21 protein-coding genes are annotated in these 21,528 nt (G+C 69.0%); 8 read left to right on the top strand and 13 right to left on the bottom strand.

The window, feature by feature from the left end; translation table 11 throughout:
* Positions 1-38: 38 nt before the first annotated feature.
* From hutU to EV138_RS18655, 3 genes are all read right to left on the bottom strand, one after another.
* Positions 39-1,694, bottom strand: coding sequence for a urocanate hydratase (hutU, locus tag EV138_RS18665; RefSeq protein WP_133980154.1), 1,656 nt, complete (start codon positions 1,692-1,694; stop codon positions 39-41).
* 31 nt (positions 1,695-1,725) lie between these two features.
* Positions 1,726-3,270, bottom strand: coding sequence for a histidine ammonia-lyase (gene hutH / locus EV138_RS18660; protein ID WP_133980153.1), 1,545 nt, complete (start codon positions 3,268-3,270; stop codon positions 1,726-1,728).
* Between the two features lie 94 nt (positions 3,271-3,364).
* Positions 3,365-4,105, bottom strand: a complete 741-nt coding sequence (locus EV138_RS18655; protein ID WP_133980152.1) for a GNAT family N-acetyltransferase — start codon at positions 4,103-4,105, stop codon at positions 3,365-3,367.
* Positions 4,106-4,181: 76 nt separating this feature from the next.
* Here EV138_RS18655 and EV138_RS18650 point away from each other — a divergent pair, with 76 nt between their 5' ends.
* From EV138_RS18650 to EV138_RS18640, 3 genes are read left to right on the top strand one after another with little or no spacing between them, the layout of a single operon-like run.
* Positions 4,182-5,081, top strand: coding sequence for a GNAT family N-acetyltransferase (locus EV138_RS18650; protein ID WP_238158219.1), 900 nt, complete (start codon positions 4,182-4,184; stop codon positions 5,079-5,081).
* 3 nt (positions 5,082-5,084) lie between these two features.
* Positions 5,085-5,297: a hypothetical protein gene (locus EV138_RS18645; protein ID WP_133980151.1), complete on the top strand. Its 213-nt coding sequence runs from the start codon at positions 5,085-5,087 to the stop codon at positions 5,295-5,297.
* Positions 5,298-5,321: 24 nt separating this feature from the next.
* Positions 5,322-6,080: an IclR family transcriptional regulator gene (locus tag EV138_RS18640; RefSeq protein ID WP_133980150.1), complete on the top strand. Its 759-nt coding sequence runs from the start codon at positions 5,322-5,324 to the stop codon at positions 6,078-6,080.
* A gap of 1 nt (position 6,081) precedes the next feature.
* On the opposite strand, the gene rpsN is transcribed toward EV138_RS18640, so the two are convergent.
* Positions 6,082-6,387, bottom strand: a complete 306-nt coding sequence (gene rpsN, locus EV138_RS18635; protein ID WP_133980149.1) for a 30S ribosomal protein S14 — start codon at positions 6,385-6,387, stop codon at positions 6,082-6,084.
* Between the two features lie 5 nt (positions 6,388-6,392).
* On the bottom strand, positions 6,393-6,560 hold the full coding sequence (gene rpmG / locus EV138_RS18630; RefSeq protein WP_112248621.1) for a 50S ribosomal protein L33: 168 nt from the start codon (positions 6,558-6,560) through the stop codon (positions 6,393-6,395).
* Between the two features lie 136 nt (positions 6,561-6,696).
* Here rpmG and EV138_RS18625 point away from each other — a divergent pair, with 136 nt between their 5' ends.
* The 4 genes from EV138_RS18625 to EV138_RS18610 all read left to right on the top strand — a co-directional run bounded on the left by EV138_RS18625 (position 6,697) and on the right by EV138_RS18610 (position 10,510).
* On the top strand, positions 6,697-7,797 hold the full coding sequence (locus EV138_RS18625) for a CobW family GTP-binding protein (protein ID WP_133980148.1): 1,101 nt from the start codon (positions 6,697-6,699) through the stop codon (positions 7,795-7,797).
* Positions 7,794-8,042, top strand: a complete 249-nt coding sequence (locus EV138_RS18620; RefSeq protein ID WP_112248623.1) for a type B 50S ribosomal protein L31 — start codon at positions 7,794-7,796, stop codon at positions 8,040-8,042. The genes EV138_RS18625 and EV138_RS18620 overlap by 4 nt, the downstream gene beginning before the upstream one ends.
* Positions 8,043-8,143: 101 nt before the next feature.
* Positions 8,144-8,977, top strand: coding sequence for an SMP-30/gluconolactonase/LRE family protein (locus EV138_RS18615; protein WP_133980147.1), 834 nt, complete (start codon positions 8,144-8,146; stop codon positions 8,975-8,977).
* Positions 8,978-9,088: 111 nt separating this feature from the next.
* Positions 9,089-10,510 carry an aromatic amino acid lyase gene (locus EV138_RS18610; RefSeq protein ID WP_238158218.1) on the top strand — a complete coding sequence of 474 codons (1,422 nt, stop codon included), beginning with the start codon at positions 9,089-9,091 and terminating at the stop codon, positions 10,508-10,510.
* On the opposite strand, the gene EV138_RS18605 is transcribed toward EV138_RS18610, so the two are convergent.
* On the bottom strand, positions 10,507-11,748 hold the full coding sequence (locus EV138_RS18605) for an SGNH/GDSL hydrolase family protein (RefSeq protein ID WP_133980146.1): 1,242 nt from the start codon (positions 11,746-11,748) through the stop codon (positions 10,507-10,509). The two genes, EV138_RS18610 and EV138_RS18605, sit on opposite strands and share 4 nt — an antisense overlap.
* A 92-nt stretch (positions 11,749-11,840) precedes the next feature.
* Entirely contained in the window at positions 11,841-12,695 is an 855-nt protein-coding gene (locus EV138_RS18600) for a prenyltransferase/squalene oxidase repeat-containing protein (RefSeq protein ID WP_133980145.1), read from the bottom strand.
* A gap of 85 nt (positions 12,696-12,780) precedes the next feature.
* Here EV138_RS18600 and EV138_RS18595 point away from each other — a divergent pair, with 85 nt between their 5' ends.
* Positions 12,781-13,671 (top strand): alpha/beta fold hydrolase, encoded by an 891-nt coding sequence (locus EV138_RS18595; protein WP_166678634.1) that lies wholly within the window; start codon positions 12,781-12,783, stop codon positions 13,669-13,671.
* A gap of 7 nt (positions 13,672-13,678) precedes the next feature.
* Here EV138_RS18595 and EV138_RS18590 read toward each other — a convergent pair whose 3' ends face one another.
* The 6 genes from EV138_RS18590 to kdpF all read right to left on the bottom strand — a co-directional run bounded on the left by EV138_RS18590 (position 13,679) and on the right by kdpF (position 21,463).
* Positions 13,679-14,356, bottom strand: a complete 678-nt coding sequence (locus EV138_RS18590; RefSeq protein WP_133980143.1) for a response regulator — start codon at positions 14,354-14,356, stop codon at positions 13,679-13,681.
* Positions 14,353-16,938, bottom strand: a complete 2,586-nt coding sequence (locus EV138_RS18585) for a sensor histidine kinase (RefSeq protein ID WP_133980142.1) — start codon at positions 16,936-16,938, stop codon at positions 14,353-14,355. The genes EV138_RS18590 and EV138_RS18585 overlap by 4 nt, the downstream gene beginning before the upstream one ends.
* Before the next feature lie 12 nt (positions 16,939-16,950).
* Entirely contained in the window at positions 16,951-17,598 is a 648-nt protein-coding gene (kdpC, locus tag EV138_RS18580; RefSeq protein WP_133980141.1) for a K(+)-transporting ATPase subunit C, read from the bottom strand.
* A 27-nt stretch (positions 17,599-17,625) separates the two neighbouring features.
* Entirely contained in the window at positions 17,626-19,644 is a 2,019-nt protein-coding gene (gene kdpB, locus EV138_RS18575) for a potassium-transporting ATPase subunit KdpB (protein WP_255513752.1), read from the bottom strand.
* A gap of 68 nt (positions 19,645-19,712) precedes the next feature.
* Entirely contained in the window at positions 19,713-21,374 is a 1,662-nt protein-coding gene (gene kdpA / locus EV138_RS18570; RefSeq protein WP_133980140.1) for a potassium-transporting ATPase subunit KdpA, read from the bottom strand.
* Complete coding sequence (kdpF, locus tag EV138_RS18565) at positions 21,374-21,463, bottom strand: K(+)-transporting ATPase subunit F (RefSeq protein WP_133980139.1); 90 nt, start codon at positions 21,461-21,463, stop codon at positions 21,374-21,376. Before kdpF ends, kdpA begins: the two co-directional genes overlap by 1 nt.
* Positions 21,464-21,528 lie beyond the last annotated feature (65 nt).

Here is a 21,528-nt window from a genome sequence, read left to right as displayed (position 1 = left end):
TAGCGCTATGGATTGCCTCGGTCGCACAGTGCGAACTGTCAGCTTTCCCGCATCGGGATCCTGACTCCTTGCTCAGCAGCGACTTCTTCCGCCCGCTGGTACCCGGCATCCACATGCCGAATCACGCCCATCCCCGGGTCGTTGGTGAGCACCCGCTCCAGCTTCTGCCGGGCCAGCTCGGTGCCGTCGGCAACCGATACCTGACCGGCGTGGATCGACCGGCCCATCCCGACGCCACCACCGTGGTGGATCGAGACCCAGGAGGCACCGCTGGAGACGTTCACCATCGCGTTCAGCAGCGGCCAGTCCGCGATCGCGTCCGAGCCGTCCAGCATGCCTTCGGTCTCCCGGTACGGCGATGCCACGCTGCCCGTGTCCAGGTGGTCCCGGCCGATCACGATCGGCGCCTCGAGCTCGCCGGAGGCAACCATGTCGTTGAACCGCAGGCCGGCCTTGTCCCGTTCGCCCTGGCCCAGCCAGCAGATCCGGGCCGGCAGCCCCTGGAACGCGACCCGCTCCTGCGCCATCTTGATCCACCGGGTCAGATGCTCGTTCTCCGGGAACAACTCCAGGATCGCCTGGTCGGTCTTGGCGATATCGGCCGGGTTGCCCGACAACGCGGCCCACCGGAACGGGCCCTTCCCCTCACAGAACAAGGGCCGGATGTACGCCGGTACGAAGCCGGGGAACTCGAAAGCTCGTGCGTACCCGGCCTTGCGGGCCTCGTCGCGGATCGAGTTGCCGTAGTCGAACACCTCGGCACCCGCGTCCTGGAAGCCCACCATCGCCTCGACGTGCCGTGCCATCGATTCCTGGGCGCGCTCGGTGAAACCGGCCGGGTCCTTCTCGCGGGCCGTGGTCCAGTCCTCGAACTCCACTCCCACCGGCAGGTACATCAGCGGATCGTGCGCCGAGGTCTGGTCCGTCACGATGTCGATCGGCGCGCCGCGCCGCAGCAGGTCCGGCACGATCGACGCCGCGTTGCCCAGAACGCCGATGGACAACGGCTTGCGGGCCGCCTTGGCCTCCTCGGCCAGCCGGAGCGCCTCGTCGACCGAGGTCGCCTGCACATCGAGGTACCGGTGTTCGATCCGCCGCTTGATCCGGGAGTCGTCCACGTCGATGCAGATCGCGACGCCGTCGTTCATCGTCACCGCGAGCGGCTGCGCGCCACCCATGCCGCCGAGTCCGGCGGTCAGCGTGATCGTGCCGGCCAGCGAGCCGCCGAACTTCTTCGCCGCGACGGCGGCGAACGTCTCGTAGGTGCCCTGGAGGATCCCCTGGGTGCCGATGTAGATCCACGACCCGGCCGTCATCTGGCCGTACATCGTGAGCCCCATCGCCTCCAGCTTGCGGAACTCCTCCCAGTTGGCCCAGTCGCCGACCAGGTTGGAGTTCGCGATCAGCACCCGCGGCGCCCACTCGTGCGTCTGCATGACGCCGACCGGCCGGCCGGACTGCACCAGCATCGTCTCGTCGTCCTTCAGCGTGGTCAGCGTGCGCACCATCGCGTCGAACGAGTTCCAGTCGCGAGCAGCCTTGCCCGAGCCGCCGTACACGACGAGCTCGTCAGGGTGTTCCGCGACCTCGGGGTCGAGGTTGTTCTGCAGCATCCGCAGCGCGGCTTCCTGCTGCCAGCCGCGGGCGGTGAGGGTGGTACCGCGAGGGGCGCGAACGGGACGTGGTCCGGACATGGGTGATCCAGCCTCTCTTCAGAGATACAGCTCAGGACAGCGGGCCGGTGACGGCCTCGACAGCGGACAAGTAGGTGCCGTCGGCAACGAGCCGGACGGAGTGCGCGATCTCGGGCGCGAGGTGCCGATCGGTACCGGGGCCCTCGACATGCTCACGCAGTACAGCCCGTACTGCGGCTGTGGCGGGCGACGGCTCCAGCGGTGCCCGCATGTCGAGGGCGCGCGCCGCGGTCAGGATCTCCACGGCGATCACCTGCTGGAGACCGTCGATGCTCTTGCGGAGCTTGCGAGCGGCCGACCAGCCCATCGAGACGTGGTCTTCTTGCATCGCACTGCTCGGGATGGAATCGACGCTGGCCGGTACGGCGAGCCGCTTGAGCTCGGACACGATCGCGGCCTGCGTGTACTGCGCGATCATGTGCCCGCTGTCGACTCCGGGATCGTCCGCCAGGAAGGCGTTCAGCCCATGGTTGCGGGCGACATCGAGGAACCGGTCCGTCCGCCGTTCGCTGATGCTGGCCACGTCGGCGACGGCGATCGCGAGGAAGTCGAGCACGTAACCGACCGGCGCGCCGTGGAAGTTTCCGTTGGACTCGACGCGACCGTCTTCCAGAACCACAGGGTTGTCGATCGCCGCGGCCAGCTCACGGCCGGCCACAGTCGCCGCGTGCGCACAGGTGTCGCGGGCAGCACCGTGCACCTGCGGCGAACACCTCAAGGAATAGGCGTCTTGGACCCGGTTGCAGTCCGGCCCACGGTGACTGGTGACGATCGCACTGTCAGCCAGTACTGCGCGCAGGTTGGCGGCGGCCGCGCCCTGCCCCGGGTGCGGGCGGAGCGCCTGCAGGTCCGCGGCGAACACCCGGTCGGTGCCGAGCTGGCCTTCCACACTCATGGCGGCCGCGATGTCGGCGGTCTTGAGCAGGCGGTCGAGGTCGGCGAGCGCGAGCAGCAGCATGCCGAGCATGCCGTCGGTGCCGTTGATCAGCGCGAGACCTTCCTTCTCGGCGAGCACGACCGGCTTGAGCCCGGCGGCCTGGAGCGCTTCACCGGCATCGCGGAGGTTGCCGTCGGCATCGCGGACCTGGCCCTCCCCCATCACCGCGAGAGCAACGTGCGAGAGCGGAGCGAGGTCGCCCGAGCAACCGAGGCTGCCGTACTCGTGCACGACGGGAGTCAGCTGAGCGTTCAGCAGCCCGGCGTACGCCTGCGCTGTCTCGACCTTGACCCCGGTCCGGCCGGTCGCGAGCGTGGACAGGCGCAGTAGCGCGAGTGCTCGGACCACCTCGGTCTCGACCTCCGGCCCCGAACCGGCCGCGTGCGACCGGACCAGACTGCGCTGGAGCTGAGCCCGGAGTTCGGGCGCGATATGCCGCGTCGCCAACGCCCCGAAGCCGGTGGACACGCCGTAGTGCGGGGTCTCCGCATGGGCGAGCGCCTCGATCGCAGCCCGCGACTTCGCGATCTGCTCGAGCGCCTGATCATCGATCCGCACCGGCACGCCGTACCGCGCCACCGCCACGACGTCGCCCGCACTCAACGGCCCGACGCCCACAATCACCTCTGCTGTCTGCACCAGCCCATTGCACCGCGCCCCACCCCCGCCGGATAGCACCCCCACCCACTTCCTGTCTCAAACCCGAGACACCCCGCGCGAAAGTGCAGCGTGGTCAGCGGGCGAGTTCCAGGTCCGCGCCGACCTGCACGGCGCCGAACGAGGCGAGCAGGGTCAGAGAAGCGGTATTGGTCTCGTCCGCCTCGGCAGTGACCAGAGAGGCGCCGCGGTCGGCGAGCACAGTGAGCGCGGCGGAGACCAGCGCCCGTGCGAGACCGCGACGGCGGTGGTTCCGGAGTACACCGATCAGGCCGAGGCGGGGCAGCGGACGCGGCCCGTTCCAGATCCGGACCAATCCTGCGTAGGTGTTCTCCGGGTCTACAGCCACCAGGTAGGTGGCCGGATCGAAGTACGGCGAGTCGTAGGTCTGCTCGCGGAACGAGGCCTCGTCCGACTCCCATCCTTCAGCACCTGGCACGTCGGTCCGGAGCGCATCGTCCAGCGCCATCAAGTCCTGTACTCCGGTGTCGGCGGCGCTGATCAGCCGATATCCGGCCGGTACGTCGAAGCTCGCCCGGGTCACCGGAATCTCCAGCCGCACCTCTCGGCGTACGGGAGTGAACCCGAGCGCCCTCAACGCGTCGACCGTGGGCCGGTCTGCTTCGTCGACGGTGGTCAAGCACGGGCCGGTGACCTTGTCGATCAACGGCTCGTACGCCGCCGGCTCGGTGTCGCCGAAGAAGAGGCGGAGCTTGCGGTCCGGGGCCGGCCACGGGTGCAGTTCGCCGATCACGGCGCCGTCGCGGGAAGCGATCCAGCCTTCCTGGTCTTCCGAGCGCTTCACCGTGATGGTCATGGCGATGACGTTAAGGCCGGGGCACAGCGACGTTCCAACAGATATCGGCGACCCTTCGCGGTCGTAGGGTCGGGGGATGGGGTTTGAGATTCGGGCTGCGGTGCCCGGGGACGCGGTGGGGATCGCGGGGGTGTGGGCGGCGGCGATGCCGCATCTGGTGAAGACGGCGCGGGGGATCGAGGCCGAGCTGCGGACCAACACCTCGCGGGTCGTGCTGATCGCCGTCGAGGACGACGAGGTCGTTGGCTACGGCAACGTTTATCTGCCTGAGCAGGGAGCGGAATCACCGCGGTTGCGGATCACTGTGCAGGTTCCGCCGACCGAGCGGCGGCGTGGGATCGGGAGTGCCCTGGCCGAGGCGATCACGGAGGCAGCGGCGAAGGCGGGTGCCGGCGGGCTGCTCGTCGTGGTGTCGGACGACGACGATTCGAAGAGGTTCGCGATCGCGCGTGGGTTCACCCTCGCCCGGCGGATGAGTCACGCGAAGGCCGAGCTCAGCCAGGCACCGGCGCCGGCCGCAGTACCAGAGGGTCTGCGGTTGGTCACCTTCGACGAGGTCGATCCGCAGCGGCTCTGGGACGCCTGGGCCGCGGTGGCGGACGGCGATCCGAGCGGGCTGTCGCACACACCGGCGTACGACGAATGGCTCGCGGCCGACTGGAACCACCCGGATCTCCGGCGCGATCTGAGCATCGCCGTGCTGAGCGACGACCAGCAGGTGGTGTCGTTCGTGAGTACCACGGCCGACCCCGAGCGACGGGTGATCTGGTCGAACCTGACCGGCACGATCCCGTCGTACCGCGGCCGCGGGCTGGCCAAGGTGGTGAAGTCGGCCGCTCTCGCGCGCAGCCGCGACGCCGGGTTCGTCACCGCGTTCACCGGTAACGACAGCAACAACCTGCCGATGCTCGCGGTGAACCGCCGGCTCGGGTACGAAACGACAGCGTCGGCCTGGACCGCGGAGAAGAACCTCTAGACCATGACCAGATTCCTGATCGCGATCACCGTCTTCGCCGCTCTGGCCACCGGTGTCGGTTTCCTGCTGTCCGGCGAGGAGGACTTCGCCTGGGGTGTCGCGCTCGGCCTGTTCGGCCTGGCGTTGCTCGGCGAAGCCCTACGACTGTGGATCCGGCGGAAACGCCGGCCCGCGCTGGACACGGAGCCCCCGGCTCGCCAATCGGCCGAATTCTGACGGCTGGGCACTACGCTCGCAGTTGTGAGCGGCAACGTTCCCGCCTCGACCCGCACCTTGCGGGTACTGACGTTCCTGGCCACCCAGCCCGGTCCGGTACCGATGGAGCGCATCGCCTCCGCGGTCGGCCTGCCGCGCTCGTCCACCTATCACTTGCTCAAGGCAATGATCAGTGAGGGCTTCGTCGTCCACCTGCCGGAGGAGAAGCGGTACGGGCTCGGCGTCGCCGCGTTCGAGATCGGATCCGCTTATCTACGGCACGATCCGCTCGAACGACTGGCCCGGCCGCTGCTCGCCCAGCTCGTCGCCGACGTCGGCCAGACCGCCCACCTCGGCGTCCTGCACGGCCGCGAACTCGTGTACCTGTTGAAAGAACAGCCACCCCGCCCGGTCACGCTGGTCACCGACGTCGGCGTACGGCTGCCGGCCACGTTGACGGCATCCGGCCGCGCCCTCCTCGCCGAACTCCCCGCTCCGCAGGTGCGGGCCCTGTTCCCAACCCCGGAAAGCTTTGTACGGCGTACCGACGCCGGCCCGCAGACTCTGAGCCAGTTGCGGCGCCTCCTGGCGGACGAGCGGCGGCAGGGATACGCCATCGAGGAATCCCACATCACGCCGGGATTCGCCTCGGTGGCGACCGCCGCCGTCGATCATGTCGGCCACCCGGTCGCCGCGATCAGCGTCACGTTCCGGACCGAATCCGTCCCGCCCGAAGCGATCCCGGCGCTGGCCCGCCGGACGAAACAGGCAGCCGACGCGCTGACGCGCCGGCTGCACGGCTGAACTACCAGGACGACTTGGTGATCCCGGGGAGCTCACCCCGGTGCGCCATCGTGCGGAACCGGACCCGGGAGATCCCGGCCTTGCGGAGGAACCCACGGGGTCGGCCGTCAGCGACATCGCGGTTGCGGACCCTGATCGGGCTCGCGTCCCGCGGCAGCCTCTGCAGTTTCAGCTGCGCCTCGCCACGGGCGTCGAACGAACTGGCCGGATCGGCGATGATCCGCTTCAGCTCCGCCCGGCGCCCGGCGTACAGGGCCACTGTCTTCTTGCGCTGCTCGTTCTTGGCGATCTTGCTGGTCTTCGCCACGCCCGTTACCGCTCCTCGCGGAACTCGACGTGGTGGCGGACCTTCGGGTCGTACTTGCTGAGGGTCAGCCGATCGGGGTCGTTGCGCCGGTTCTTCCGGGTCACGTAGGTGAACCCGGTGCCCGCGGTGCTCCGCAGTTTGATGATCGGGCGAACTCCGTCGCGCTTGGCCATCTGACCTTTCCTTCCAGGCGTCGGGACGCCGTCGAATGCTTGGGTACGGTGAACACCGGGAGTGGAGTCCGGTATTCCCAGCCGTCCTGAGCAGTGTACGCTACTGGTAATCATTTTCAATAAGACGGGAGACGCCATGCTGCCGGTCACCCTGCTGACAGGGGTCGACGAGACCAGCCGGAACGCCGTCGCGACCACCCTGCTGACTTCCAGCGCAGTACTTGTCGAGTACGACGTGAGCGGTCTCGCCGGCGGCTCCGTCATCCGGATCGCGCGGAGCTCGGCCGGCGTGATCGACGAGGAGGTGATCCGGATGGGCCACCCCTGTGTCTCCTGCGCGATGCGCGGTTCGCTGGTCTCGCTTCTCCTGAGCATCGCCGCGACCGGCAAGTACGAAGCAGTGATCGTGTCGGTCCCCGGCGCAGGCGACACCCAGGCGCTGGCCGAGGAGATCGCCCGCGACGGCAGCGACGAGCTCCGGGTGGACGCCGTACTGACCGTTCTGGACACCGAGACGGTTGTCACCGACCTGACCGGGGAGGACCTGATTCACGACCGCGGCATCCCGACCGCCGCCGAGGACGGCCGCGCGATCGCCGAAGTGGTCGCCCGTCAGCTCGAGTACGCCAACGCGGTGATTCTGAGCAACCCCGACGAAACGGTCGCGGCGCTGGCCCGGGCGATCAACCCGCAGGCGCTGGTCCGGACCGACCCGGCCGGCCTGCTCGGCGTACGGCTGCATGATCCCGGCACGGCGGAGACCTGGGTCGAGCCCGGCACCATCACGGCACCACTGCAGGACGGCGGCCGGGTCCGCACGCTCGTCTGGCAGTCCACCCGGCCGTTCCACCCCGAACGCCTGTACGACGCCCTCGAGGACCTGGTCGCCGGGACGGCCCGCGGCAAGGGGACGGTCTGGCTCGCCTCGCGGCCGGACCTCCGGCTCGGCTGGGACAGCTTCGGTACGAACATCTCCCTCGGCGTACTGGGCCGCTGGCTGGCGGACCTGCCGGCGGACCGCTGGTCCGAGGTGGGCCGGACCCATCAGGCCCGCTCGGCACTGGAGTGGCACCCCGAGCACGGCGACCGGGCGTCGTACCTGTCCATCACCGGAATCGATCTGGACATCTGGGAATTAGAGCGCCGCCTGGATGGTTGTGTCCTTCGTGCGGATGAATCGGTAAGCCAGCTGACCGATCCGTTCGCCCCTTATCTGGAAGGAAGTGCAGCAGCATGAAGAAGGACGTCCACCCCGACTACCGCCGGGTCGTCTTCCGGGACAAGTCCGGCAACTTCAGCTTCCTCACCGGCTCGACACGCCAGAGCACCGAGACCATCGAGTGGCACGACGGGAACACCTACCCGGTCGTCGACGTCGAGATCTCGTCCGCCAGCCACCCGTTCTACACGGGCCAGCAGCGCGTGATGGACACCCAGGGCCGCGTGGAGAAGTTCAACAAGCGCTACGGCAAGGCTTCGTAACTCCGCAGGCTCCAAGGCCCGCCACTCCCCGCGAGTGGCGGGCTTTTGCGTCTCCGAAAACCCAGTTGGCGGCCGGCCCCGCGCGTTCTAGGTTCGGCGCCATGAGCATCGACGCGTACGACCTCCCGGGTGACTTCGTGAAGCCGGAGGGCATCACGATGGGCCCGGCCGGCGACTTCTTCTCCGGCAGCCGGACGGACGGCACCATCTACCGCTGCGAGCTGACCAGCGAGATCGCGGAGATCTGGTCGCCGGGCGGCACCGACGGCCGAACCGTCGTGCTCGGTTTCGCCCTGTACGCCGATGCGCAGCTGGTCGTCTGCGGCGCGGAAAGCGGCACCCTCTACTCCTACGACCTCGCCACCCGCGAACTCGTCTCCCGTCGCAGCGTCGAGGGCTATCTCAACGACGTCTGGGTGATCGGCGATCACGCCTATGCGACCGATTCGTCGCAGCCGGTGGTCTGGCGGTTCGATCTGGTGAACACCGAGGCGGCGCCGGAACCGATCCACCTGGAGGACACCGGGCCGAAGGTCTACCCCAACGGCATCGTCGCCTTCGACGACTCGGTCCTGCTGGTCGCCGATCCGGGTGAAGAGGTGCTGCTGCGGGTCGAGCTGGACGGTTCCACCCAGGTGCTCCGGACCGAGTGGGCCGCGGACGGGCTGCTCCTGCTGGGCGACCTGCTGATCGGCGTCTGCAATCGCGGCGACGTGCTCGAGACCGCGGAGTTCTTCCTCTCCGCTCTGAGGCTCAGCCCGGGCGCGACTTCGGCCACCCTGCTCCCGCAGTACGACGATCCGCGCTTCGACACCCCGACCACCGTGGCCTTCGACGGCGAGCGCCTGCTGGTCGTGAACGGCCAGTCCGCCAAGGGTGCCGCCGCAGCCGCACCTTTCCAGGTCATCGCCGTCCCGATCCCCTGGCAGCGCTGACCACCCCCGCCCTCGCACCTCCCACTGGTCAGGACCTCGGCGTCTCGGATTTCAGACGTCGGCGCGGTGCAGGTCCTTCGTGGCGCGGGTCACAGGTCGCACACTGAGCGAGTGGAGCCGATCGAGATTTCCGGGGTGGGGCTGACGCCGCTGGACGCGGTCTCGCTCGGGCAGCGGCGGACGCCGGTGCAGTTGGCCGAGACCGCCCGCAAGAAGATGGCCGACTCGGCCGCTGCCGTCGCGGAGATCGCTCTGCGTCGGCCGGTGTACGGACGGACGACCGGCGTCGGCGCCAACCGGGACGTGCTGACCAACGATCCCGAACACGGCGCCCGGCTGCTCGCCTCGCACTCGACCACCGGGACCACGTCGTACCCCAAGGAAGTCGTTCGCCTCGGCCTGCTGATCCGGGTCAACCAACTGGCCACCGGCGGCTCCGGGCTCGCACCGGAGGTCGCCGACGCGATCGTCGGCCTGCTCAACGACGACAACCTGCCCGACCTGCACCGCGGTGGCGCGATCGGCACCGGCGACCTCGGCCCGCTCGCGGAGCTCGGGCTCGCACTCGGCGACGTGATCGACGGGACCAGCGCACTCCCCCTGCTCTCCAGCAACGCACTCACGCTGGCCGACACCTGCCTCGCGTACGTCGAAGCGGCCACCCTGATCAACGTAGTACCGCTGGTGGGCGCTCTTTCCCACGTCGCGCTCCGCGGCAACGCCGAGGTGTACGACGTGCGGGTGCACGAGGCGCGCCCGCAACCAGGGCAGGTCCGGGTCGCCCGCCGGATGCGTGGGTTGCTGGACGAGCTACCGCTCCCGCCGGCCCGGATCCAGGATCCCTTCGGTCTGCGCGCCTTCGCTCAGGTGCTCGGACCCGCCGTCGACCATGTCGATGCCCTGGGCAACGCTTTGATGATCGACCTGAACGCCTCGGCCGAGAACCCGCTGGTCGCCGGCGACACCGTGCTGCACAACGGAAACTGGCACGCGATGCCGATCGCGCTCGCCCTGGACTCACTGCGGCTGAGCCTGCACAGCGTGGCGACGCTGTCCACCTCGCGCGTCGCGAACCTGGTCGATCCGGAGTTCACCGGACTGAGCCGGTTCCTGGCGAGCGGAGCCGAGGCGAGCTCCGGCGTGATGATGATCGAGTACGTCGCTCACGACGCGCTCGCCTCGGTCCGGTCCACCGCGCAACCGGCGACGCTGGGCACGGCGACCCTCAGCCGGGGCGCCGAACACCACGCAAGCTTCGCCCCGCAAGCCGCAGTACTCACTGCGCAGTTGCTGGACGCGCTCCGAGACGTCCTCTCCTGCGAACTCGTCACGGCGGTCCGCGCAGCCCGGCTGGCCGGCATCTCACCAGAACAACTCGCCCCGGCCGCGGTCGGGCCCTGGCTCGCAGACGCCTTGGCCGCGCTACCCGACGACCTCACCGACCGCTCGCTCCGCGACGACCTCGAGATCGCCCGCGGCCTCCTCACCCAATGGGGCGACCGCCAGGTGGAACACCCAGCCGAATCCGGCTAACCGACCAGGTTGAGGTCGAAGGCCTTGGCCATCGCGGTGAAGCCGACTGCGTTCGGGTGGAGGTGGTCGCCGGAGTCGTAAGCAGGCAGGAGCTGCAGCGGCGACTTGGGGTCGCGGAGCGCGGCCTCGAAGTCGACGACCCCGTCGTACTCACCCGAGGTCCGGATCCACTGGTTCACGGCCTGCCGCGCGATCTCGCCACCGACCGTGTACTGCGCGGAGGCCCAGTACGGCGTGAGCGTCGCACCGTACGCCTTCAAGCCGGCCGCATGCGCCCGTGCGATCAACTGCCGATGGGCCGCGATCACCTGGGTCGCCGAGATCGCGCCCCTGGTCAGCCGGATGTCGTTGATCCCTTCCAGCACCACGACAGCCTGTACGCCGGTACGCCGCACCACGTCGCGCTCGAACCGCCCGATCGCGGCCTCACCCGAAGACCCGGCGTTCGCGAGCAGCCGGTTCCCCGCGATCCCCGCGTTCAGGGCACCGACCCCGCGCAGGAGAAGCAGGTCGGCGAGCTGATCCGGATAGCGCAGGTTCCGGTCCATCGGCGACGCCGCCCCGTCGGTGATCGAGTCGCCGAACAGGACGAGCGCGCCCTTCGCCGAGCCACGCACATCCACCTCGGACACGACGAATCGGGCCATCCCCGGAATCTTCCGGTACTGCGCGCCGCCACCCGTGGTCTGCTCGCCGTACGCGCTGAAGGCGGTCGCATAGCCGGCCGGATGCTGCGTGAGCGGCCCGGTCGCCGACGGGAAGTAGGTGCTGATCACCAGGTCGCTGTCCTCCGCGACGGACAGCGAGACGGGGTCCGAGATCACGTCGGCACCGACCGGGATGGTGACGGCCGGCTTGCCCTTGAAGGTGAGCGGGAGGATCTGCAGGATCTCGACGGTCGGCGTCGCGCCGGCCGTGACCTTGCTGGGCACGACGGTGGTCCGGCCGACCACCAACGGCCGGGTCCCGAACCGGTTGGACAGCCGGATCCGCACCGAGTTGCCACCGACGGAAAGATGCACCACCTGCCGCAACGTCGTGTTGGCGACGCCGGTCGCGGACAGCCCCGTCCTGTCGGCCTGCGTGACCGCGGTCGCCCAGCTCCCGACCCAGTTCCCGGCCTTGCGGACCTGCGCGGGCGGCTGCCCGGCAATCGGCGTGGGTGGCACCATCGGCTGGGCGGCGGCCATCACAGCGGCGATCGCAGAGATCAGCGACTGCACCCAGGTGTCACCCATCAGCACGATCCGCCGGCCTCCTCACGACCGCCGATTCTGTCACAACCGCACGATCAGTCTGCCCGCCTCGTGCCGCGTTATGCCCGGGGTGCTCAGCTGGTCGGTAAGCGGTCGTAGGCCTGCAGGGTTCGGAGGGCGCGGACGGTCTCGACCCCCCGGTATTCGAGTTCGGCTGCGGGGCCAGGGGGTTCCCAGGTGATGGCCCAGCCGCCGTCGGATTGCTGGTCGGCGATCAGGCGATCGAGGTGCCCGGCGAGTTGTTCGTCGGTGAACAACGGTCGCCAGACGCTGTCCGGCGTCGGCGCGAGGTGCAGGGGCGTCACGCCGTACTGCGGGTCGTCGGCGTCGGCCCGGTAGTAGGAGACCTTGGCCAGGTGCGCACGGATCGGGTCCAGGTCGACTCCGCCGGGAGCGTGTTCGAGGTACTCCATCGCCTCGTGCAGCGCGTGGGCGTCACCGGGCAGACCGTTGGCGAGCGACTTCGCACACCAGGCCGCTGCTTGCTCCCGCCACGGGTGTTCGACGCCGAGCTTGTACAGCCGGCCGACCAGACCGGCGGTCGGGTTGAGATCCGGCTGGTAGGTCCAGTCGCTGATGTGCTCGGCGCGCGGGTAGTTCTCGATCGCAGGGGTGCACAGCGAGACCGCACCCTCAGGGGTTGCGACCGACGCCAGCCAGTCGCAGGCGCGGCGTACCAGGTCGTCGTCGCGGGCACCGGCCGCCAGCAGGATGTCGAACGCTGTCTCGACGTCGAGTCCCTGGCTGTCCGGACACCGCTTGTCCGGCTCCAGCGCATGACCGAAGCCGCCGTCGGCGTTCTGGTAGCCGCGCAGCGCGTCCACCACCCCGCCCGGATCGGCGCCTTCGAAAAGGGTCGCGAAGAGCCGGCGCTCGACCAGTCGGGCGTCGGTACGGACAAAGTCCCGGGCAGCAGTGAAAAGGTCCATGCCCCCCACCTTCCCGCACCCGCGGCGCTCAGTCTTGAACGAATCGGACACGTCACGACCCCGACGAGTTGGCATGATCGCGCCCATGACCGACGACCTGTACGCCGATGTGCTCGACGAGGACCTGATTCGCCCGGACGGCCGGCCCGTCGCCTGGACCCGAACCGGCTCCGGTACGCCGTTGCTGCGGCTGCCCGGTACGCCGGGGTCGCGCTGGAGCATCCGGGCGGATCGGTCGGCCTGGACCGACCGTGGCTTGCAGGTCATCACCACCGAGCGGCCCGGCTACGGGCGCTCCAGCAGGCTTCCCGGGCGGCGGTTTCGCGAGCACTCCGACGACCTGGCCGCGATTCTCGACCACCTCGGGCTGGACCGGGTCTACCTGACCGGTGGCAGCGGCGGCGGTCCGCACGTGCTCGCGTTCGCCGCGCACCACCCCGATCGGGTCGTCGCAGCCACGATCACGGTCGGGCTGCCGCCACTGGAGGACCACGAGTACGACGCGATGATCCCGCTCAACGCGGCCGCCTTCCGGGCCGCCCGGGCCGGCGACGAGGCCGGGGTACGCGAGGTACTCACTCCGTCGTACGAGGCCATGCAGGCAGGACCGCTGGCCGGGCTGGAGGCGGCGATGAAGACCGCGCCGGCGTCCGACCTGGAGGTGATGAGCGACCCGCGCTGGCGGCTCGCGCAGACCAAGGCGATCGAGGCGGCCTTCGCCCACGGCATGGACGGCTGGGTGGACGAGACCCTTGCGATGGGCGGCGACTGGGCCGACATCGATCTGACCGCGATCAAGACCAGTCTGACCTGGTGGCACGGCGTCGCCGATCGCAACTGCCCGTTCCCGGCCGCCCGGCGCCTGGTCGACAAGTTGCCCACAGCAACTTTGCGCGAACTCGGCGATCTCGGCCACTTCGAGCCCTACCGCCGCGAACCCGAAATCCTCGACGAACTCCTCAGCCGCGGCGCCTAGCGGATTCTCACGGCTCGAAGCGGTAGCCCATCCCGGGTTCGGTCAGCAGATGGGCCGGACGGGCCGGGTCGGCTTCGAGTTTGCGGCGGAGCTGGCCCATGTAGAAGCGTAGATTGCCGCCGGCCGACTCGTACCCCGGCCCCCACACCTCGGTCAGCAGTTGCCGCTGCGACAGGAGCTTGCCGGGATGCCGGACCAGTACCTCCAGCAGGTGCCATTCGGTCGGGGTCAGCCGGATGTCCTCGCCGCCGTCCAGCGTCACCCGCTTCGCCGACAGGTCGACGCGGGCACCGCCGACGACGACCACCGGCTGGTCCTGGGCCAGGTTGCTCCGGCGCAGTACCGCACGCATCCGGGCCAGCAACTCGTCGATGCCGAACGGCTTGGTCACGTAGTCGTCCGCGCCCGCGTCGAGCGCCTCGACCTTGTCGGTGCTGTCGGTCCGGCCGGACAGCACCAGGATCGGCGCCTCGGTCCAGCCACGGAGCCCGCGAATCACATCGACGCCGTCGAGGTCCGGCAACCCGAGGTCGAGAATCACCAGGTCGGGCGGGTACTGCCCGGCGACCTTGAGCGCGGCCGTCCCGCTGCCGGCGACGTGCACCTCGTACCGTCTGGCCTTCAGGTTGATCTGCAGCGCGCGGACGATCTGTGGTTCGTCGTCGACCACCAGGATCCTGGTCATCCCTGCACCTCCGGACCGGACGCGGACCGCTCACGACGGCCGGGGACCGGCGCGTCCCCGGGCCGCACAGTTGCCACCGGCAACGATACGACCATGGTCAGCCCACCGCCCGGTGTGTCCTCCGGCTGCAGCGAGCCGTTCATCGCCTCGGTCAGCCCACGCGCGAGCGCGAGGCCGAGACCGACCCCGGTGGCGTTGTCGGTGTCCCCGAGCCGCTGGAACGGCGCGAACACCCGGTCGCGGTCGACCCGCGGGATCCCCGGCCCGCGATCCACCACCCGGACCTCGACCTGGTCACCCAGCGAACTCCCGGTGACCAGCGGCGGCCGTCCCTGCGGCGAGTGCCGGACCGCGTTGGCCAGCAGATTCGCGATCACCCGCTCGAGCAGAGCCGCGTCCGCGTCGACCAACGGCAGCGTGTGCGGCAGATCGACGCTGACCGCAGCGGCGACAGCACCCACCTCGGCCAGTACGCCGGGCATGATCTCGTCCAGCGCCATCGGCCGGGTGAACACCGGCAGTACGCCGGCCTGCAGGCGGCTGAGGTCGAGCAGGTTGTCCACCAGCCGGGTGAGCCGGTCCAGTGATTCGTCTGCTGTTTCGAGCAACTCCTCCCGCTCCGCAGGAGTCCAGTCCACGTCGGAACTGCGAAGGCTGGTCACCGAGGCCTTGGCGGAGGCCAGCGGGGACCGAAGATCGTGGCCCACCGCACGAAGCAGCGCAGTACGGAGTTTGTCTGCTTCGGCCAACGGCTTCGCCTCGGCAGCGGCCTCGCTGAGCCGGGCCTTGTCCACCAACGCTGCTGCGTGGGCCGCGAAGGCACCGACCAGGCGGCGCTCGTCGGCGGCCAGCGACCGGCCTTGCAGGACCAGGACGAGGTCGTCCCGGCCCGGGATCTCGGCATCGCCGTCCTCCGGGCGCCGGCAGGTCGGCGTACCGGCTGAGGCGATGGGTCGCCAGGTCTCGGTCAGCTCGTCGGTCTCGAGTCGTTCCATCAGGCAGGCACCGGTCATCCCGAACGCCTCCCGGACCCGTTCGAGCAAGGCGGGCAAGGCGGTTTCGCCGCGGAGTACGGAGCCGGCCAGGGTCGCGAGTGTCTCGGACTCGGCTGCTGATCTGGCCGCCTGGCGGGTCCGGCGCGCCGCGCGGTCGACCACCGACGAGACCAGGCCGGCGATCAGCACGAAGATGCTGAGCGCGAGCACGTTGTTCGGCTCGGTGATCGTCAAGGAGTGCGCGGGCGGTGTGAAGAACCAGTTCAGTACGAACGTGCCCGCGACTGCCGTCAGGATCGCCGGCCAAAGTCCGCCGACCAGAGCGACGACAACGACCGCGAACAGGAAGGCGAGCGCGTTGCTGGTCAGATTGAGCGCATCGCCACCGATACCCAGCAGCACGGCCAGCAGTGGTGGCAGCAGCACCGCCAGCACGAACCCGTAGATCAGGCGGCGCTTGGAAAGGCTGCCCTGCGCCCGCGGCAGCCTGCCACGGCCCATCTCCGAGTGGGTGACGATGTGGACGTCGATGTCTCCCGCGTCCCGAAGCGAACTGGCGCCGATGCCGGGACCGGTGAACAGCGCGGCCAAGCGCGAGCGGCGACTGCCGCCGAGCACCAGTTGGGTGGCGTTCTCGGCTCGCGCGAAGGACAGCAGCGCTTCCGGGACGTTCTCGCCGACGACCTGGTGATAGGTGCCGCCCAGGCTCTCGACGAGCTGACGTTGCTGGGCCAGCTTGGCCGGGTTGGCGCCGGTCAGCCCGTCGGAGCGGGCGATGTGGACGGCGAGCAGGTCGCCGCCGGACGAGCGGGCGGCGATGCGGGCGGCACGCCGGATCAAGGTCTCGCCCTCGGGCCCGCCGGTGAGCGCGACCACGACGCGCTCGCGCGCTTCCCAGGTGGAGTCGATGTCGTGCTGGGCGCGGTACTGCTGCAGGCCGGCGTCGACGCGATCCGCCAGCCACAGCAGCGCCAGCTCGCGCAACGCGGACAGGTTGCCGACCCGGAAATAGTTGCCCAGGGCAGCGTCGATCTTGTCCGCCGCGTAGACGTTGCCGTGCGCCATCCGGCGGCGCAACGCCTCGGGCGTCATGTCGACCAATTCGATCTGGTCCGCGGCCCGGACCACCCGGTCGGGCACGGTCTCCTGCTGCGGTACGCCGGTGATCTTCTCGACCACGTCGTTGATCGACTCCAGATGCTGGATGTTCACCGCCGAGATCACGTCGATCCCGGCGATCAGCAACTCGTCGATGTCCTGCCAGCGCTTCGCGTTCCGGCTGCCCGGAACGTTGCTGTGGGCAAGCTCGTCGACCAGCACGACCTCGGGCCGGCGGGCCAGGACGGCGTCCAGGTCCAGCTCGGTGAAGCTCGCGCCGCGGTAGTCCAGGATCTTGCGCGGCACCACTTCGAGACCATCGAGCATCGCGGCGGTCTGTTCGCGGCCGTGCGTCTCGACCAGGCCGACCACGATGTCCGTCCCGCGTTCCCGCCGGCGCTGCGCCTCGCCCAGCATCTTGTAGGTCTTGCCGACGCCGGGCGCGGCACCGAGGTAGACCCTCAGGTGCCCACGGCCGCTGCTACTCATGTCCCCATCGTCTCAGCTCAGTGCGGCAAGGTCGGCGTTCAACGTGACCACGTTGACCGTAGGTTCCCCGAGGAAGCCCAAGGTGCGCCCCGACGTGTTCTCCTTCACCAACTGTCGCACCTCGGCGACGCCGAGTCCGCGCTCCCTCGCAACCCGGTTGATCTGCAACGCGGCGTACGCGGGGCTGATCTGCGGGTCGAGCCCGCTGCCGCTGGCGGTGAGCGCATCCGGCGGCACCTGGGCCGGATCGACCCCTTCCAGGTCGGCCACAGCCTTCCGGCGCTGCTGGATCGCGGCGAGCAGTTCGTCATTGTTGGGCCCGTACTGCGAGGCGCCGCTGCCCATCGCGTCGTAGTCCACCGCGGAGGGCCGGGTCTGGAACCACAGCGGGTCGGCAACCATCACCGGCTTGCCGTCGGCATCGACCTCGGGCTTGCCGTCCTTGGTCGCCTGCTCGGTGTACGCCTGGCCGATCAGGTCGGAGGCCACATCCTTGCCGTTCACCTGGATCACCGAGCCGTTGGCGTTGCCGTGGAACAGCACCTGCGCCACTCCTGTCATCGCCAGCGGGTAGATCACCCCCAGGCCGATCGTGAACACGATCAGCGCCCGGGTCGCCACCCCGATCTGCCGCATCGTCGCGGGGAGTCTGCTTGTCATGTCTGTTGCCCTTTCAGCTCGGCACAGTCAGCGGATACCCGGGATCAGCGAGATCACCAGATCGAGGAGTTTGATGCCGATGAACGGGGTGATCAGGCCGCCGACGCCGTAGATCAGCAGGTTGCGGCGCAGCATCGCGGACGCCGAGGACGGCTTGTACTGCACGCCTCGCAGCGCCAGCGGCACGAGCGCCACGATGACCAGCGCGTTGAACACGATGGCCGACACGATCGCCGACTCCGGCGAGTGCAGTTGCATGATGTTCAGTTCGTCCAGCCCCGGGTACGCCGCCGCGAACAGCGCGGGCAGGATCGCGAAGTACTTGGCGACGTCGTTGGCGATCGAGAAGGTCGTGAGCGCGCCCCGGGTGATCAGCAACTGCTTGCCGATCTCGACGATCTCGATCAGCTTGGTCGGATTGGAGTCCAGATCGACCATGTTGCCGGCTTCCTTGGCGGCCGACGTACCGCTGTTCATCGCCACCCCGACATCGGCCTGCGCGAGCGCGGGAGCGTCGTTGGTCCCGTCTCCCGTCATCGCGACCAGTCGGCCGCCTTCCTGCTCCTGCTTGATCAGCGCCAGCTTGTCCTCGGGCGTCGCCTCCGCCAGGAAGTCGTCGACCCCGGCCTCCTCGGCGATCGCCTTGGCGGTCAACTGGTTGTCACCGGTGATCATCACGGTCCGGATGCCCATCGCCCGCAGCTGGTCGAACCGCTCCCGCATGCCTTCCTTGACGACGTCCTTGAGATGGATCACGCCGAGCGGTCGGGCCACGCTTTCCTTGCTGATGGCAACCACCAGCGGGGTACCGCCGGAGGCCGAGATGCCGTCGACGATCTCCCCGAGCTCGGACACGACAGCGCCGCCCTGGTCGTCGATCCAGGAAGCGATCGCGCCGGCCGCACCCTTGCGGATCTGCCGGCCGTCCAGGTCCACCCCACTCATCCGGGTCTGCGCCGTGAACTCGACAAACGTTGCCTGCGGCAACTCACCGGTGTGCCGCGCCCGCAGCCCGTACCCCGTCTTCGCCAGGACCACGATCGAGCGGCCCTCCGGCGTTTCGTCGGCCAGGCTGGACAACTGTGCAGCGTCGGCCAGTTCGGTCTCGGTGATTCCGGCCAGCGGGATGAACTCGGCGGCCTGCCGGTTCCCCAGCGTGATCGTCCCGGTCTTGTCGAGCAGCAGGGTGTTCACGTCACCGGCGGCCTCGACCGCGCGTCCGGACATCGCCAGCACGTTGCGCTGGACCAGCCGATCCATCCCGGCGATCCCGATGGCCGACAGCAAGGCCCCGATGGTGGTCGGGATCAGGCAGACCAGCAGGGCCACCAGGATGACGAGGCTCAGGTCGGTGTGAGCGTAGGCCGCGAAGGTCGGCAGCGTCGCCGTCGCGATCAGGAACACGATGGTCAGGCTCGCCAACAGGATGTTCAAGGCGATCTCGTTCGGCGTCTTCTGCCGGGAGGCCCCTTCGACCAGGGCGATCATCCGGTCGATGAAGCTCTCGCCCGGCCTGGTGGTGATCCTGACGACGATCCGGTCCGAGAGCACCTTCGTGCCACCGGTGACCGCACTCCGGTCGCCGCCGGACTCGCGGATCACGGGCGCCGATTCGCCGGTGATGGCCGACTCGTCCACGCTGGCCACGCCTTCGACCACGTCACCGTCGCCGGGGATGATCTGACCTGCTTCGACCACCACCAGGTCGCCCAGCTGGAGCGACGCGGCCGGCACCTCCTGCTCGGTCAGCCGGTCCGCGGACAGTTTGCGGGCGGTTGTCTCGGTCTTGGCACGGCGCAGCGTCGCCGCCTGAGCCTTGCCGCGCCCTTCGGCGACGGCCTCGGCCAGATTGGCGAAGACGACGGTCAGCCAGAGCCAGACCACGATCCACCAGACGAACACGCTGGAGTCGGTGAAGGCGAGAACCGTCGACGCGACGGCACCCACCTCGACCACGAACATCACCGGGTTCTTCACCATCACCCGCGGATCGAGCTTGCGCAGGGCGTCCGGCAGCGAGGTGAGCAGCATCGTCGGGTCGAACAGGCCAGAGAGCGTCTTGGTCGCGACCTGCTCGGCCAGGGGCGGCGTTGCGGGGGTCTTCAGGGCGGTGGTCACAGTCCCTCCGCGAGGGGTCCGAGGGTGAGTGCTGGGAAGTAGGTGAGCCCGGTGACGATCAGGACGACGCCGATCAGCAGCGTCACGAACAGGGGCTTGTGGGTGGGCAGCGTGCCCTGAGTCACCGGCACCGGCGTCTGCTGCGCGAAGGAGCCGGCCAAGGCGAGCACGATGACGATCGGCACGAACCGGCCGATCAGCATCACGAGCCCGAGAGCCGTGTTGTAGAAGGGGATGTTCGCGCTGAGGCCACCGAACGCACTGCCGTTGTTGTTCCCGGCCGACGTGAAGGCATACAGCACTTCGGTGAACCCGTGCGGGCTGCCGGTGTTGAAGATCGACGCCCGCGCGCTCGCCAGTCCCATCGCCAGTGAGGCACCGACCAGTACGACGGTCGGCGTCGCCAGGATGTACAGCGAGACCAGCTTCATCTCGCGCACGGTGATCTTCTTCTTCAGGTACTCCGGGGTCCGGCCGACCATCAGGCCGGCCACGAACACCGTGAGGACAGCAAGGACCAGCATTCCGTACAGGCCCGTGCCCGTTCCGCCGGGGCTGACTTCACCGAGCATCATGTGGAACAGAGCAGTGCCGCCGCCGAGTGGGGTGAACGAGTCGTGGGCCGAGTTCACCGCGCCGGTCGACGTGCCGGTCGTCGAGGAGGCGAAGAGGGCCGAGGCCCACTCACCGAACCGGGTCTCCTTGCCCTCCATCGCGGCGCCGGCCGCTTGCGTCGCAGTACCGGCTCCCTGGGTTTCGAAGAAGGTGGCGGCGAAGGTGAAGGCCGCCCACAAGGTGCCCATCACGCCGAGGATCGCGTAGCCCTGCCGCTTGTCGTTGACCATCAGGGCGAAGGTGCGGGTCAGGGCTACTGGGATGAGTAGCAGGAGGAAGATCTCGAAGAGGTTCGACAGGCCGTTGGGGTTCTCGAAGGGGTGCGCCGAGTTGGCGTTGTAGAAGCCGCCGCCGTTCGTGCCGAGTTCTTTGATCACCTCCTGACTGGCGACCGGACCACCCGGGATCGTCTGGGTCTGGCCGATCACCGAGGTGACCTCATGACCGCCGGAGAAGTTCTGGACGACACCCATCGCGACCAGAGCGAGGCCTCCGACGACGGCGAGCGGCAGCAGGATTCGCAGTACGGTCCGGACCAGGTCGACCCAGAAGTTGCCGAGCCGGTCCGTTGTCGAGCGGGCGAAGCCGCGGATCACCGCGACCGCGACGACCATGCCGACGGCGGCGGAGAGGAAGTTCTGCACCGCGAGACCGGCGAACTGGGCCAGGTGGCCCAGCGTCGCCTCGGGTGAGTACGACTGCCAGTTCGTGTTCGAGACGAAGGAAGCGGCAGTGTTGAACGCCAGGCCGGACCCGACGTTCGGCAGCCCCAGGGACAGCGGTAGGTGTGCTTGCAGTCGCTGCAGCAGGTAGAGGAAGACGACCCCGACGACGGAGAAGGCGATCACCGACCGGGCGTAGACGGCCCAGGTCTGTTCCGCCTTCGCGTCGACACCGAGCAGCTTGTAGATGCCACGCTCGGTCCGGGAGTCCTTCTCGGTGGTGTAGACGTGGGCCAGATAGCCGCCCACCGGCCGATAGGCGGCGGCCAGGAGCGCGATCAGGAGGCCGACCTGGAGCAGGCCGGCGGCGGTGTCGGACATCAGAACCTCTCGGGAAAGACCAGGGCGGCAAGCAGGTACAGGACCAGGGCCGTGGCGACCACGAGGCCTGCGATGTTCTCGGCGCTCACTGGGTTTCCCGCTGGGCAGAAGTACTCATGCCTTCACTGCACACCGCTGATTGCTCGGTCAGCCG

The organism is Kribbella voronezhensis, from assembly GCF_004365175.1.
Taxonomy (GTDB): Bacteria; Actinomycetota; Actinomycetes; order Propionibacteriales; family Kribbellaceae; genus Kribbella; species Kribbella voronezhensis.
The sequence above is the reverse complement of the archived record's forward strand: the minus strand, read 5'-3'. Positions and strand labels throughout refer to the sequence as shown.

Coding starts and splice junctions, on each gene's coding strand:
- hutU (WP_133980154.1), bottom strand. CDS start 1,694: ATGTCCGGACCACGTCCCGTTCGCGCCCCTCGCGGTACCACCCTCACC.
- EV138_RS18655 (WP_133980152.1), bottom strand. CDS start 4,105: ATGACCATCACGGTGAAGCGCTCGGAAGACCAGGAAGGCTGGATCGCT.
- EV138_RS18650 (WP_238158219.1), top strand. CDS start 4,182: ATGGGGTTTGAGATTCGGGCTGCGGTGCCCGGGGACGCGGTGGGGATC.
- EV138_RS18645 (WP_133980151.1), top strand. CDS start 5,085: ATGACCAGATTCCTGATCGCGATCACCGTCTTCGCCGCTCTGGCCACC.
- rpmG (WP_112248621.1), bottom strand. CDS start 6,560: ATGGCCAAGCGCGACGGAGTTCGCCCGATCATCAAACTGCGGAGCACC.
- EV138_RS18625 (WP_133980148.1), top strand. CDS start 6,697: ATGCTGCCGGTCACCCTGCTGACAGGGGTCGACGAGACCAGCCGGAAC.
- EV138_RS18620 (WP_112248623.1), top strand. CDS start 7,794: ATGAAGAAGGACGTCCACCCCGACTACCGCCGGGTCGTCTTCCGGGAC.
- EV138_RS18615 (WP_133980147.1), top strand. CDS start 8,144: ATGAGCATCGACGCGTACGACCTCCCGGGTGACTTCGTGAAGCCGGAG.
- EV138_RS18605 (WP_133980146.1), bottom strand. CDS start 11,748: ATGGGTGACACCTGGGTGCAGTCGCTGATCTCTGCGATCGCCGCTGTG.
- EV138_RS18600 (WP_133980145.1), bottom strand. CDS start 12,695: ATGGACCTTTTCACTGCTGCCCGGGACTTTGTCCGTACCGACGCCCGA.
- EV138_RS18595 (WP_166678634.1), top strand. CDS start 12,781: ATGACCGACGACCTGTACGCCGATGTGCTCGACGAGGACCTGATTCGC.
- EV138_RS18590 (WP_133980143.1), bottom strand. CDS start 14,356: ATGACCAGGATCCTGGTGGTCGACGACGAACCACAGATCGTCCGCGCG.
- EV138_RS18585 (WP_133980142.1), bottom strand. CDS start 16,938: ATGAGTAGCAGCGGCCGTGGGCACCTGAGGGTCTACCTCGGTGCCGCG.
- kdpC (WP_133980141.1), bottom strand. CDS start 17,598: ATGACAAGCAGACTCCCCGCGACGATGCGGCAGATCGGGGTGGCGACC.
- kdpA (WP_133980140.1), bottom strand. CDS start 21,374: ATGTCCGACACCGCCGCCGGCCTGCTCCAGGTCGGCCTCCTGATCGCG.